Origin of the sequence: Maridesulfovibrio sp. (genome assembly GCF_963676065.1) — a bacterium.
Lineage (GTDB): Bacteria > Desulfobacterota > Desulfovibrionia > Desulfovibrionales > Desulfovibrionaceae > Maridesulfovibrio.
Map to the genome: position 1 here is coordinate 2694777 of NZ_OY780933.1, position 12975 is coordinate 2707751.

Below are 12975 nucleotides of genomic sequence, written 5' to 3' on the forward strand. Positions count from 1 at the left end.
GTTATGGCATACGTCATTATAGGTAACGGCATCGCCTCACTTGGAGCTATCGACGGTATTAGAAAATATGACCGAGCGACACCTATCATTGTTATCGGCGCCGAGAATACCGCTGCCTATGGCAAACCGCTAACCTCATATCTGCTGGCCGGGCGGATCAATCCTGAACGTTTGTCCATGCGTGCGGATGATTATTACAAGGGCAAGAATGTTACGCTTAGACTGGCAACCTGTGTTGAAAAAATTGATATTGCTGAGCGGGAATTACTAACCTCTGAAGGTGAAAAAATTCCGTATCATAAGCTTCTTCTGGCAACCGGCGGTAAACCGTATGTACCGAAGGTTGAAGGGATTGAAGGGGATGATGTTTACAATTTTACCGCTGCTAAGGATGCTTTCCGGCTGATTGAATCGGTCAATAAAGTAAAACGGGCGGTGGTTCTCGGCGGCGGCTTGATCGGGCTTAAGGCTGCTGAATCGCTTTATAACCGTGGTGTTGATGTGGCCGTAGTCGAGAAGGAAGAGCGTATTTTGCCTCTTGCTTACGACACTGACGCCGCCGGATTGATTTCTCGCCGGGTGGAAGATGCCGGGATGCTGGTCCGCTGCAAGGTAGGCGGCAAAAAGGTTGTGCGCGATAACGAGGGCAGGCTGCGTGGGATATTATTGGACGATAATAGTTTTCTCGAGGCGGACGCCATCGTAATCGCAATCGGGGTGATTTCGAGGACAAGGCTTGCCGAACAGGCGGAAATCGCGGTGGATAAGGGTATTCTTGTCGACGACAATATGTTTACCGGCAAAGATGGAATTTACGCCGCCGGGGATGTCGCACAGGCACGGGATGTTGTTTTTGATAAGGATAAGGTCGTACCGGTCTGGTCTAATGCCTATACACAGGGATATTACGCAGGGCGTAACATGGCCGGAAATAAATCAAGATATCCCGGAACAATGTCCATGAGTTCAATCAGTTTTTTTGGGCTGCCGACAATCTCTGTGGGTGAGGTCAATCCTGATCCCGCCAATTCCGAGTATGAAATCTATACTTTTTACGATGAGCGTAAGCAAAGCTACCGCAAGCTTGTTTTTAAAAAAGATAAGTTGGTAGGCTATGTGCTTGTAGGGGATATCGATTTTGCCGGAATGTATACTTCTTTTATCAAATTTAAATTCAAAGTGGACGAGTATACCCGCAAAAGACTCAGTGAAGGTGAACCGGATGTTCTCATGTGGCCGGATGATTTTTTTAATGAAGCATGGAATCCGGGCAGTGAGTAGATCTAAGGAGACATCATTATGAAAGCTCCCGAAAAATATTATGATTTTGAGAAAGATATATCCGGTTGCGGAGTGTTCGGTGTAATCAGTAAAAGGCGTGAATGCATTCCCGGAGATGTTCCCATCAGGGCTATGGCCTGCATGCATGACCGGGGTAACGGCCTCGGCGGAGGTTTCGCAGCCTATGGAATATATCCGGAACTGGCGGATAAGTACTGCTTTCAATTATTATGCGACGATCATCATGCGTTGGATAAAGCGGAAGAGATCATCAAAATTTTCTTTGATATAAATGAATCCGAACCGATCAGAACCCGTAAAGTGCTCAGTATACCGGACCCGCCTCTAATTTGGCGTTTTTTTGTCTACCCCAAGGAACTGCGGCCAAATTCACGCTTCAGCGGCGGTAGTGAAGAGGACTACATAGTCGGTGTAGTCATGAAAATAAATAAGGAAGTGCCGGGGGCTTTTGTGCTTTCCAGCGGTAAGAATATGGGCGCATTCAAGGGCGTGGGCTACCCGGAAGATATTGCGGAATTTTATCGATTGGATGAATACTCCGCATACTTGTGGACGGGACATAACAGGTTCCCGACAAACACCCCAGGCTGGTGGGGCGGAGCGCATCCGTTTACCATTCTGGATTGGTCCATCGTGCATAACGGTGAAATCTCGTCCTACGGGATAAATCGCCGATACCTTTGTACCCATGGCTATGAATGTACTATGGATACGGATACGGAAGTTGTTGCTTATTTGATTGATTTACTGGTACGTAAGCACGGTTTGAGCCGTGAACTGGCTTCGTCTGTTTTCGCGCCCCCATTTTGGGACGATATAGAAAAAATGGATGTAAAACAGAAAAAGCTTTACAGGGCACTTAGAACCACATACGCAAGTGCCATGCTGAACGGTCCGTTCGCTATACTGGTGGCCGATGCGGACAGTTTGTGGGGTCTGAATGACCGCATAAAGCTGCGCCCGCTTGTTGTTGCCAGAAAGGATGACCGGGTTTATATGTCCAGTGAGGAAAGCGCTATCCGGCTTGTCTGCCGTGATCTGGACGAAGTCTGGATGCCCAAGGCCGGAGAGCCGGTCATAATTCAGGCGGACGGGTGCAGCAATGGCTGAAATCGTTAAAATCGATGCTGCTGAAATGGGGTACCGCCGGCTCAATGAGCTGGTGCGTGATAATGTCCGTAGCGGAGTATGTGAATTCGTTCTCGACAATGTTGTCGGACAAAGGTACATAGCAACAGCTCTTAAAGGTGATTTGACCTTTACAGTCAACGGTACTCCGGGTCAGGATATGGCCGCCTTCATGAAGGGGCCGAAAATAGTCGTGAACGGCAATGTGCAGGATGGTACCGGAAATACCATGGATGACGGCCTTGTTGTCATCAACGGAATTGCCGGTGATGTCCTGGGTTACGCGATGCGTGGCGGGGCTATTTACGTTCAGGGCGATGTCGGGTATCGGGTAGGTATCCATATGAAGTCATATATGGATCAGCAGCCTGTGATAGTCATCGGCGGTAAAGCCGGTGATTTTCTTGGCGAATATATGGCCGGAGGAGTGATTTTACTTCTTGGCATGTTTTCTGGTAAACCAGATGCTCCCGTGGCGGGAATGTCCTTGGGAACCGGGATGCACGGTGGAGTAATCTACGTGCGTGGCGAGCTTCCCGAGGGACTGGTCGGCCATGATATAATGGTTGAACCCGCGGATAAGGGCGATCTTGAGGCTATAGCCGGGATTGTCCGGGATTACTCAGAGGAAATCGGTGTGGATGCGGCTGAAATAATGGCTTCTGATTTTGTGAAGCTTCTGCCCCGGTCCCACCGTCCGTACGGGGATATGTATGTTCCCGTGTAATAGGCGGATTGTTTTATTCGTACACAGTCTTTTCAGGAGGACGTAATGTTTTTTGCAGATATCGCACACGCGATGGGTGCTGCCGGACAACAGGCCCAGGGCGGACCTATGGGCGCACTCGGTTCTTTTCTCCCTCTCATCCTCATGTTCGCAATTTTCTATTTTTTGCTCATCAGACCGCAGCAGAAAAAAGCCAAAGAGCACAAAGCCATGCTGGATGCAATCCAGAGGGGGGACCGTGTTCTTACCGCAGGTGGTATTTATGGTCGTGTTACCGCTGTTGACGGCGATGAACTGACCGTTGAGCTTGCTGAGGGTTTACAGGTTAAGGTTGAAAGATCTTTTGTCTCCAACCTCGCAAATCCTGTTAAAAAAGAAGAAAAGAAAGGCAAATAAGCCTTTTGGTGTAGTGAAGCCTATCAAGGCAAGTCGCTTGTCGGGTTGGCCCGTAAGTGCTTGCCTTTTTAGTGTTTTTGTAACCTATCCTAGTTGAATTTATAAAGGGAGAGGAGATGAACGGGAGTCTTCGTTGGAAAATAGTCCTGACCCTGCTTGTTGTTGTGCTTGGAGTTGCTTACCTCCTTCCTTCACTGCCTGCGGTTCAGAATTCGGGAATGGCTCGCTTCCTGCCTGATGACAAAATCAGTTTGGGACTTGACCTCAAGGGCGGAATCCACCTCACACTCGGTGTGGATATGGATAAAGCCATGGATAACAACCTTGCCCGTATGGGAGATGACCTTAAGGCCGTTGCCCGCGAGAAAGGTATAATTGTTTTGAAGCCTACTGTGCTTAATGGCAAAAGAATCGAAGCGGTTCTTCTCAAGCAGGACCAGAAGGAAAAACTGGAAAAGCTTGTTAAAGATACCTTCGGCAACCTGACCATTCTCAGCACTGCAGTGAAACCTGACGGTAAAGTCACTTACGTTTTTGCTCCCACTCCGGAATACAAAAAGTACCTGACCAAACTGACCATGGATCAGGCAATCAAAACTATCCGTAACCGTATTGACCAGTTCGGTGTTGCTGAACCGGATATCCGCAAACAGCAGGGTAACCGCATTCAGGTACAGCTGCCCGGTATGCAGGATCCTGAAAGAGCGATCAAAATTATCGGTAAAACAGCTCATCTTGAGTTTAAACTGGTGGATTCCGGAGCGGATTTGCAAAAAGCTCAGAAAGGCATTCTCGCCCCCGGACGCGAACTTACTGTCATCAGACATAGGCTCGCCGACGGTAGTTATGTTGAGAAGCCCATCGTTCTGAAAAAAGACGCCATGCTTACCGGTGAATACATCACTGACGCGCAGACACGCTTTGACCAGTTCAACCAGCCTTATGTTACCTTGAACTTCAATAGCAGGGGCGCAAGAATTTTTGAACGGGTTACCGGTGAAAATATCAAGAAGCAAATGGCCATCGTGCTGGACGGAAAAGTATACTCCGCACCGACCATTCAGGATAAGATTGCCGGTGGACGTGCTTCCATCACTGGTAGTTATACTACTGAAGAAGCGCATGACCTCGCCATTGTTCTGCGTGCCGGTTCTTTGCCTGCTCCGGTTAAAATCCTTGAGCAGAGAACAGTCGGTCCCTCTCTTGGACAGGAGTCCATTGATAAGGGCGTAACCGCTGCGATAGTAGGTAGTGCTCTGGTACTGGTGTTCATGTTCGCATATTACGGCTTTGCCGGTTTTGTTGCTGACGTAGTGCTGGTGCTTAACGTGATACTTATTCTTGCCGGTCTGGCTGTTTTCGGTGCAACCCTGACCCTACCCGGTATCGCAGGTATTATCCTGACGATCGGTATGGCGGTTGATGCAAACGTCATTATCTTTGAGCGTATACGTGAAGAATTACGAAGGGGACTAACTGCTAAGGCCGCTATTGTAGAAGGCTACAGCAGAGCGACCCTGACCATTCTGGATGCAAACATCACCACTGTGATCGCAGCGGTAATTCTTTACCAGTTCGGTACCGGGCCTGTGCGCGGTTTCGCGGTAACTCTTACTCTGGGTATCATTACCTCTATGTTCACCGCTATCTTTGTGACCCGCATCTTGTTTGATCTGTACACCTCCAAGCGCGCTGCCGATGCGCCGTTGAACATTTAAGGAGAGTGAATAAATGGGATTGCAGATAATTAAACCCGATACCAAAATCGATTTTATCGGATTCAAGACCAAAGCGTTCATTATCTCAGCATTGCTGATTCTTCTCGGAATCGGCTCGCTGATCGTGAACGGCGGTCCTAAATACGGCATCGACTTTGCCGGCGGTATTGTGGTTCAGGTTAAGTTTGATAAGAGTGTAGATGTCAAGGTTGTTAAAAATGCTCTCAAAGATGCCAAGCTTCCCGGCCTGGTTGTGCAGAGCTTCGGCCATGCTGATGATAATGAAATCCTGCTGAGAACATCTTCTGCCAAGATCAGTTCTTCTGAAGTTCGGGCGAATATCAACTCCGGTCTGAAAGCCGGGCTTGATGGAACCGGATTTGAGATTCAGCGTCTGGAAATGGTAGGACCCAAAGTCGGTTCCGACCTTCGTACGAAAGCTGTCGAGGCTCTTTACTTTGCGGTGCTGCTGATTGCTATCTACATCTCCGGACGTTTTGAGCAGCGCTGGTTTGCTGCGGCAATCATGGCTGGTGGACTTTTCGCCGGTATCAGTGCTCTGCAGTTGCTGGGAATGTCCACTTCTGTGCTCATTTTTGGCGCGTTGTTCATCACTTTGGGGCTTTGTTGGTATCTAAAGCTGAACTATGCGTTGGGTGCCATTGTCGCACTTATACACGACGTCATGATTACTGTTGGTATCTTCTCCCTGCTCGGCAAGGAGTTCGACCTGACTATCATCGCAGCTTTGCTGACTATCATCGGTTACTCTCTGAACGATACGATCATCGTTTTCGACCGTATCCGTGAAAACCTGATCGGCAAGATCAGTGATTCACTTGCGGAAACCATTAATATCAGTATCAACCAGACACTGAGCAGAACCATCCTCACTTCCGGCACAACTCTGCTGGTTGTTGCGGCTCTGTTTGCATTCGGCGGTGGTGTAATCCACGATTTCGCTCTTGCTCTGCTTATTGGTGTAGGTGTTGGTACCTATTCCTCAATCTTCGTTGCCAGCCCCATCCTGCTCGGATTCGGCCCCGGTTCAATCAAAGAAGATGCGGAGGAAGCTGAAGCCGCATAGCTTTAAGTTTCTTTTTACGCTTATTCAAGCGGGAACGGTTCAGGCCGTTCCCGCTTTTTTTGTGCCGTGAAATTTAAAAATCAATAAATAATGATTTTTAAGAAAATAAATTAAATGTATTGTGTTAAATAGTTATGATTCAGTGATGTATTTTTATTGTTATGATAATCTTTAACTGTAGTAGGCTTAATTTTTAATTGTATTGTTTTTTCTTTTTAGTGTTGATTAAATTATTTTGCAGTTGTTTTATTTAATATGTCAAAAAAGATATAATAAAAAGTTATGTGCTTACGTGGATATAATTTAAAATCTTTGACAATACTTACTGTGGGTATATAATTAAACCACTTATTAACGGAAACGATTTTTTTAGAACGAAGGTTGGTTTTACTAATTTCTCAAAATTTATAGGTGGTTATTATGCCCAGAATTCTCAGGATCAATACCCGCACTAAAGAGTTCAAGTTTGAAGAACTTGGTGAATACGCAGGTCTCGGTGGACGCGCCTTGACTTCCAGAGTCGTAAACACCGAAGTTCCCGGTGATTGTCATCCTCTTTCAGCTGACAATAAGCTCGTTTTTGCTGCCGGTATTCTTGCCGGTTCCGGCGCTGCCAACTCAGGCAGGCTTTCATGCGGTGCCAAGTCTCCCCTTACCGGAGGCATTAAGGAAAGCAACTCTGGCGGACAGTTTGCGCAGGTTCTTCCCCGCCTCGACATTCAGGCGATTATTTTTGAAGACAAACCTGAAATGGACGCTCCATTTTCTATTCTTGAAATTTATGCAGACCGCGTGGAATTTAAAGATGCTGCTCCTATTGTAGGCATGGATAACTACCCTGCACACGAAGAGCTAAAAAAAGTGTACGGTGAAAAGGCTGTTACCGCTCTGGCAGGACCTGCTGGCGAAAAGTGTCTTGCCGCCTCTACTATTCAATTTTCCGATCCTCACCTGAATCCTGCCCGTTCTGCCGGACGTGGCGGTATGGGCGCTGTAATGGGTTCTAAAAAAATCAAGGCAGTAGTTCTTGATTCTGAAGCAAAGCTCCGTATCAAGCCCGTGAATGAAGATGCTTTCAAGGTAGCACGTAAACGTTGGCTTGAAATTCTTATGGGTCATCCTGTAACAAGTGAAGGGCTGCCCGCATTCGGTACCGCTATCCTTGTTAATATTATTAACGAAGCAGGCGCATTGCCCACCAAGAACTTCCGCTACGGTCGCTTTGACGATGTTGCTGATATCTCCGGTGAAAAGATTGCCGAAGTTATCGAATCCCGCGGTGGTAAGACCAAGGAAGGCTGTCACACAGGTTGTGTTATTCAGTGTTCCCAGCGCTACAATGACAAAGACGGTAATTACCTGACCTCCGGTTTTGAGTACGAAACTGTTTGGGGGTTCGGTGCAAACTGTTTGATTAACGACATTGATGATATCGCTACCATGGACCGTATCTGTGACGAAAAGGGTATAGATACCATCGAAATGGGCTGTACCATGGCTGTCGCTATGGATGGCGGTATACTGAACTGGGGCGATAGCAAAGCCGGTATTGAACTGCTTAAAAAAGTAGGCTCTGCTGATGCCATGGGCCGTATTATAGGTAACGGTGCTGACTTCGCAGGTCAGGCTTTCGGCGTTGACCGTATCCCCACAGTAAAGGGCCAGGGCCTGCCCGCTTATGACCCCCGCTCTGTAAAGGGTGTTGGTGTTACCTATGCAACCACTCCCATGGGCGGTGACCATACTGCCGGTTACGCAGTTGCTACCAATATTCTTAAGGTCGGTGGTGACGTTGATCCTCTTTCCAAGGAAGGACAGATCGAACTTTCCAAGAACCTCCAGATTGCTACCGCAACCATCGACGGTCTCGGCTTGTGCCTGTTCGTAGCATTTGCTGTTCTGGACACCGAAGATGCAGTTCAGTGCATTTGCGACCTTGTTGCCGCAACACACGGTATTGAATTCACTGCTGAGGACTTCATTGCACTCGGTGTGAACACCCTTAAGGATGAACTCGAATTCAACCGCAAGGCAGGCTTCACCAAGAGTGATGACCAGTTACCCCGTTTCTTCAGCGAAGAGAAACTTGAGCCCCATGACACAGTCTGGGAATACACAGTAGAAGAACTTCAGGCTGCTAAAGTCTAAAGCCGCCTAAAATAAAATTAGTTAAGCCCGGTTGAGAAATTCTCGGCCGGGCTTAATCTTTTTTGCGTTCTTGATTGCAAGGTCGGTAACACTTCCGAGCTGGGTACGAGCTAAGAGATTTTATTCAACTTACAATCTACAACAAAAAACGCCCGATTCTCATGAGAGAACCGGGCGCACAAAAGTCTATTAAGACTTATAGAAACAGACTACCAGCGGGGGCGTTCTGCTCTAGGTTTGGCTTCGTTAACCTTGAGGTTACGGCCACCGAAATCTTTACCGTCAAGAGCTTCGATTGCATCGAGAGCGCCATTGTCGTCCATTTCTACGAAACCGAAACCACGGGGGCGACCGGTTTCACGATCTTCGATGAGTTTAACTGAAACAACTTCACCGTAAGCTTCAAAGGATGAGCGGATTTCTTCTTCAGTAGCAGACCAAGGCAGATTACCAACATAGATATTCTTAGACATTCAAAATTCTCCAAAAAAAGTAAAAAGTATATTAGTGCCCGTGCACCAAAAAAAAGGGCCGCGTACAAGATGCGTACTCGGCTCCTCAATAGACATGTTAAATTTAAACCAGCGCTAGTCACAGTCTGACCGTGCCTTCACGGGTACGGCTGGTGTGTGTTGAAGAGAGTAATCCACCATTCTGCAGCTTATGTCAATCAATATCGGATAAAAAAGTATATTAAATATCATAATATTCGATGTTTTTCGTGTAAGGAGCTGAAAAGTAAGCTTAAATAATTTATATAAATAATAAGGTGTTTGAGCTTTAAAGTTTAGAAAACCTCAAATAATCAAAAAATGGCCGACTCAATATATCTGAAATTTATAAAATGAAACTGAATGCTGACCGGGAGGTTCTTTCATTTAATTTTGAGAGAAAATGAGTCATTACGAACTCAGGACATATCCATCTTCTTTAAATGAGGAGGTTGGTTTTTCTTGGGAGAGTATTTGCCGCACCAATCATTTTTTTTTACTCTTGGCCAGACTCCCATGGCATTATCTAGCGTTGGTGAAACTGTTGGAGGCGAGAATCTGCATATCCCGTCTTCCTTGTAATCTATTTGTCCTGGGAGGTAGTAAAGACAATTTTCACATGCTTTATCCATTGAATGATCTCCTTAAAAGTATCGCGTCGGTAAAGTTGTGCTCTTTTTGTGATTATGCTTTTAATCTTACGAGGTCTGTAATCTTAGGTCAACCGGGATGTAGAAAAGAATGCTTCGGTATGATTCATAAATCAGCCAATCATAGTGAGTCTTTAGAAAGGTCAGCGACTTGAAATAAATCAATAAATTTCTCAAGTAATGTAATGTGTTAGGTGGGTTGGTGTTGTCTTTATATAGTAATACGGTCGAGAGGGGGGTGAGCGCAAATATCTGTCGTGAGGGTAAGGACTACTGGCATCATAGTTGATGCGATGAGTTTTGAGAGTCTTTTGAGGACGTACCAATATATGTTTTGTCTGCAAAATAATAGGGCCGTGAAGTAATACTTATTTCACGGCCCTATTTCTATGCTTGGTAGTAAAGCTGCTCTTACATCATCATATAATATTTACGCAGCATTTCTATCGGGTAGGGCGAATCCCAGTGATTGGTGAATTTGGCAACCGCGTAGTAAACCAGCAGAATAAGAACAGCTCCTGCGGCAATTACATACCACGGGAGTTTAACCCGGCTTAAACGGTCAGTAACATTCAGGCATCCGTCTACCGGACATGCGTTTATGCATTGGACGCAGCCCACGCATTCCGCGGAGTTGACGGTTTGTTTATGTTCCACATCAATCCCACCGGGACAGGATTTATTACATTTTCCGCAGCTAATGCATTTTTCCTCGTCACGCTTGATCGCCACAGGGGATGCTTTCGCAATGATGCCCAGCAGTGCTCCGTATGGGCAAAGGAAACGGCACCAGAAGTAAGGTATGAATATACCGAGCACCAATATGGATCCGATAATTACGGCGGACGTGATGCTAATATCGCTGAAGAAATGCATCATCCGTGCTTCTGCCGTGAAATTGTACGGGGAACGGATGAATGCTTCCAGTTCCTGGCTTCCCATTTTGAAAATGGCGATCAGGAAAAAGGCCAGGGCGATATATTTGGGAATGAGCATCCCGAATTCAATTTTGCCTTTGACGGTGACTGTTTTACCAAGTTTACGGCCGATTTTATTAAGCAGATTGTGCAGGAATCCAACCGGGCATAGGTAGCCGCAGAATCCCTTGCGTACAATCAGGCTCATTATTATGACCGCGATAAAGATGGTCAGGCCCGCAGGGTGAATCTCATCAAAGATTCCTTTGGTGACAAGCTGTTTCAGTGAGAGAAGGGCGCTGATGGGCAGAAAGCCTTCTACCGCACCGGGTTTGCTTACGGCAATATCGGAATTGCCAATCATCCATTGGTAAAAAAGATAAAAACGGTACCCAATCCAGATGCAGAAAAGTGTCATTGCAAACTGGATAGAATCCCGCACGAGTTTGGGGGATAATTTTTTCATTTTTCCTTTTTCGGGAAGATTAATCTTCCTGATGGTCTTTCAGGTCTTTGTATACGTAGTCCCTGAGAGCCTGCACCCACGGGCGCGGAGTTATACCTGTCAGTTCGCTGAACTTGGAGGTATCGAGGACAGAATAGGAAGGTCTCTTGGCCTTGGTGGGATAGGCAGATGTCGGAACAGGGGCTACCCGGCAGTTGATAGCGCAGCTGTCGATGGCTTCGGTAGCAAGTTCGCACCAACTTGCCTTGCCGGAGTTAACTACATTGAAAATTCCTTGAGCTTCATTTTTAAGTAAAGCGATGGTGTACTCGGATAAATCTGGTGTGTAGGTAGGAGAACCGGTCTGGTCATGTACGACTGTAAGATCGTCGCGGCTTTTAGCGAGGTCGAGTATCTTCTGAACAAAATTGCCCTTGTGCGGTCCAAACAGCCATGCGGTGCGTATTATCAGTATATCATCGTAGTTAAGTTCGGTAAGACGTTCTTCCCCGGCCAGTTTGGTTTCACCATAAACCGATTTGGGATTCGTCTGGTCTTCTTCCGTGTAGGGAGAGTCTTTTTTGCCGTCAAATACAAAATCAGTACTGTAGTGAATTAGCTTGGTCTCATATTGTTTGCAGAGCCTGCCCAGCGTGGCGGGGAGAGTGGTGTTTAGCAGGTGGGCTTTGTTTTCTTCGTCTTCGGCCAGATCGACCATGGTATAGGCCACGGTGTTGAATATGAAATCCGGTTTTTCCCTTTCCAGAATGGCGGTCAGGGATTCTTCATTCAAAGGGTCGAAGTCGGAACGTGACAGGGGAATTGTGACAATCTGCTGATTGTTCAGCGCTTCAGTAAGGGCCTGCCCGAGAAGGCCTGTCCGTCCGCCGAGAATAATTGCTTTTTTACCTGCTAAGTCGATCATTTTCGTTCTCCGTACCATTGGTCCATGAATTCACGGTAAGCACCGCTGCGAACTTCTTCAAGCCAGTCGCCATTGCTCTGGTACCATTCTATGGTTTTGCGGATTCCTTCATCAAAAGTTACGGTCGGAGCGAAGCCCAGTTCCTTTTCAGCCAGCGAGTAATCCATTGCATAGCGCTTATCGTGGCCGGGCCTGTCTTTGACGTAAGTTATGAGTGATTCCTCCTTTCCGAGAATTTCCAAAATTTGTTTAACCATTTCAAGATTGGTTTTTTCCGCAGCGCCGCCAAAGTTGTATGCTTTACCGGGTTGTCCCTTTAGAAGGGTCAGCTCTACACCGGTGCAATGGTCGTCAACATAGATCCAGTCACGTATATTGGAACCGTCGCCATAGATGGGCAGGCTTTCATCCGCACTCGCTTTTATGAACATGAGCGGGATGAGCTTTTCTGGGAACTGGTAGGGGCCGTAGTTATTGGAACAACGGGTGATGGATACGGGAAATTTGTATGTCTCGAAGTAGGCCCGTGCCATGAGATCCGCACCGGCTTTGGAAGCGGAGTAGGGGCTGTTTGGTTCAATGGGATTTATTTCACTGAAGGCCGGATCGTTCGGGCCGAGGGTTCCGTATACTTCATCGGTTGAAACGTGCACGAATTTTTCAATTCCGGCAGTGCGGGAGCACTCCATCATATTCTGGGCACCGAGGGTGTTGGTAGTCAGGAAGGGGGCGGGGTCATTTATGGACCGGTCCACATGTGATTCTGCGGCAAAGTTAACCACGGCATCTATATTGTAATCGTGCAGTACGGCGGTAACGAATTCTTTATCGCAGATGTCACCGTGCAGGAAAGTGTAGCCGGAGTTTTCGTCCTGTTCCAGCTTAAACAGGTTTTTGCGGTTGCCGGCATAAGTCAGCTTATCAAGATTAAATATCTTCCAATCCGGATGCCGTTCTTTCATGAGATAAATAAAATTTGTACCGATAAACCCGCATCCGCCGGTGATGAGAAGTCGCATATAGTCTCCGCTAAATATTATT

Annotated in this window: 12 protein-coding genes; 7 read left to right on the top strand and 5 right to left on the bottom strand. The window is 46.9% G+C overall.

Translation table 11 applies throughout. From position 1 onward, the window contains the following. The first annotated feature begins 3 nt into the window (after window positions 1–3). From ACKU35_RS12040 to ACKU35_RS12070, 7 genes are all read left to right on the top strand, one after another. On the top strand, window positions 4–1281 hold the full coding sequence (locus ACKU35_RS12040; RefSeq protein WP_319759463.1) for an FAD-dependent oxidoreductase: 1278 nt from the start codon (window positions 4–6) through the stop codon (window positions 1279–1281). An 18-nt stretch (window positions 1282–1299) separates the two neighbouring features. Then, window positions 1300–2412, top strand: a complete 1113-nt coding sequence (locus tag ACKU35_RS12045; protein ID WP_319759464.1) for a glutamine amidotransferase family protein — start codon at window positions 1300–1302, stop codon at window positions 2410–2412. Continuing rightward, window positions 2405–3157 carry a hypothetical protein gene (locus tag ACKU35_RS12050; RefSeq protein WP_319759465.1) on the top strand — a complete coding sequence of 251 codons (753 nt, stop codon included), beginning with the start codon at window positions 2405–2407 and terminating at the stop codon, window positions 3155–3157. Before ACKU35_RS12045 ends, ACKU35_RS12050 begins: the two co-directional genes overlap by 8 nt. A 45-nt stretch (window positions 3158–3202) precedes the next feature. After that, window positions 3203–3553: a preprotein translocase subunit YajC gene (gene yajC / locus ACKU35_RS12055; protein ID WP_319759466.1), complete on the top strand. Its 351-nt coding sequence runs from the start codon at window positions 3203–3205 to the stop codon at window positions 3551–3553. Window positions 3554–3669: 116 nt separating this feature from the next. Continuing rightward, window positions 3670–5271, top strand: coding sequence for a protein translocase subunit SecD (secD, locus tag ACKU35_RS12060; RefSeq protein ID WP_319759467.1), 1602 nt, complete (start codon window positions 3670–3672; stop codon window positions 5269–5271). A 13-nt stretch (window positions 5272–5284) separates the two neighbouring features. Further along, entirely contained in the window at window positions 5285–6358 is a 1074-nt protein-coding gene (secF, locus tag ACKU35_RS12065; protein WP_319759468.1) for a protein translocase subunit SecF, read from the top strand. Window positions 6359–6778: 420 nt separating this feature from the next. Beyond that, window positions 6779–8506 carry an aldehyde ferredoxin oxidoreductase C-terminal domain-containing protein gene (locus tag ACKU35_RS12070; protein WP_319759469.1) on the top strand — a complete coding sequence of 576 codons (1728 nt, stop codon included), beginning with the start codon at window positions 6779–6781 and terminating at the stop codon, window positions 8504–8506. Window positions 8507–8715: 209 nt separating this feature from the next. Here ACKU35_RS12070 and ACKU35_RS12075 read toward each other — a convergent pair whose 3' ends face one another. The 5 genes from ACKU35_RS12075 to rfbB form a co-directional block, all read right to left on the bottom strand. Continuing rightward, window positions 8716–8979, bottom strand: coding sequence for an RNA-binding protein (locus ACKU35_RS12075; RefSeq protein WP_319759470.1), 264 nt, complete (start codon window positions 8977–8979; stop codon window positions 8716–8718). A gap of 437 nt (window positions 8980–9416) precedes the next feature. Continuing rightward, window positions 9417–9629: a hypothetical protein gene (locus ACKU35_RS12080; RefSeq protein ID WP_319759471.1), complete on the bottom strand. Its 213-nt coding sequence runs from the start codon at window positions 9627–9629 to the stop codon at window positions 9417–9419. Window positions 9630–10058: 429 nt separating this feature from the next. After that, window positions 10059–11030 (bottom strand): 4Fe-4S binding protein, encoded by a 972-nt coding sequence (locus ACKU35_RS12085; RefSeq protein WP_319759472.1) that lies wholly within the window; start codon window positions 11028–11030, stop codon window positions 10059–10061. 19 nt (window positions 11031–11049) lie between these two features. Then, the gene (gene rfbD / locus ACKU35_RS12090; RefSeq protein ID WP_319759473.1) at window positions 11050–11934 is read right to left on the bottom strand and encodes a dTDP-4-dehydrorhamnose reductase; all 885 of its coding nucleotides are present in this window, start codon (window positions 11932–11934) and stop codon (window positions 11050–11052) included. Further along, complete coding sequence (gene rfbB, locus ACKU35_RS12095; protein ID WP_319759474.1) at window positions 11931–12953, bottom strand: dTDP-glucose 4,6-dehydratase; 1023 nt, start codon at window positions 12951–12953, stop codon at window positions 11931–11933. Before rfbB ends, rfbD begins: the two co-directional genes overlap by 4 nt. Window positions 12954–12975: the final 22 nt, after the last annotated feature.